At 35.1% G+C, this 1235-nt stretch carries 2 protein-coding genes; both read left to right on the top strand.

Annotated features, from left to right (window positions below):
• Positions 1 to 101 precede the first annotated feature (101 nt).
• Positions 102 to 500 (top strand): DUF2634 domain-containing protein, encoded by a 399-nt coding sequence (locus RCF13_RS05140; protein WP_308140906.1) that lies wholly within the window; start codon positions 102 to 104, stop codon positions 498 to 500.
• An 11-nt stretch (positions 501 to 511) separates the two neighbouring features.
• On the top strand, positions 512 to 1235 hold a 724-nt coding region (locus tag RCF13_RS05145), incomplete at its 3' end, for a baseplate J/gp47 family protein (RefSeq protein WP_308140907.1).

Raw genomic sequence — 1235 nt, forward strand, 5'->3', positions numbered from 1 at the left:
AAAACAACATATAAAAACAGGTGATCGAGTTCGGCTACTAAGAAACTTAGGTGGGCAGGACTTTTTTATTTTGGAAATTATGGACGAATGAAGGTGATTAGATGATACCTAAAAGTATATTAGAAAATACAGAATTTAAAATTGATGATTCTATTCAAACATCTAAAACATTCAAAGTTACTACCGATAAGATGCAGGGCTATATAGACAACTTAGAAGCTTTGAAGCAATCTATATATCACAGGTTGAGTACAGAAAGATATGAGTACTCAATTTTAAGTTTTGAGTATGGCATTCAAACCGAAGATCTACTTGGCAAAGAATCTACTTACGTAAAAATTGAACTAAAAAGAAGGATTGCAGAATGTTTATTGAAAGATGATCGGATTATAAGCGTGGACAATTTCCAGTTTAATATTAAAGAAAACTCCCTTCATTGTACTTTTGATGTTTCGAGTATTTATGGAGAAATTGAAATGAGCAGGGCGGTGAATATCTGATGTTTTCTAACATGACTTATGAAAATATATTAAATGATATGCTTGGTAGAATTACAAATGATGTTGATAAAAGAGAAGGTTCGCCCATATATATGGCTATCGCTCCATGCGCTTACAAGCTAGCTGAAACTTACTTTATGCTGGACAACTTTGTTGATCTATTTTTCATAGACACAGCCATGGGAGAATACCTTGATCGGATTTGTAAGGGATATGGAATCGAACGCAAACGAGCTACTAAGGCGCTTAGAGGGGTTTCAACTGATGGCATGATTAATATAGGCACTAGGTTCGCCCTCAGAGATACTACTTATGTAATAGTAAATAAAATATCGAATACAGAATATATAGCAGAGTGCGAACAAGTAGGAAGTGTAGGCAATTTATACAATGGAAAGCTGGATAATATCGAGAATATCGGTGTTACTGCTACATTAACAGATATCGTTTCCACTGGAACAGATACTGAAACAGACGAAGGACTTCGTAATAGGCTATATGTTAAAATACAACTTCCTTCTACTAGTGGTAATATTAACGATTACCTTAACTGGGCTTTGAAAGTCGAAGGAGTAGGGAATGCAAGGGTGTTTCCTTTGTGGAATGGTCCTGGCACCGTAAAAGTTGTTATTGTGGATTCGGATATGGAAATAGATAGTACGTTAGAAACTAAAGTCTATGATTATATAGAAACAGTAAGACCTATAGGAGCAGACGTTACTGTAACAAGTCCTA

It is taken from the genome of Stenotrophomonas maltophilia group sp. RNC7 (genome assembly GCF_030910085.1).
GTDB classification, from domain to species: Bacteria; Pseudomonadota; Gammaproteobacteria; order Xanthomonadales; family Xanthomonadaceae; genus Stenotrophomonas; species Stenotrophomonas sepilia.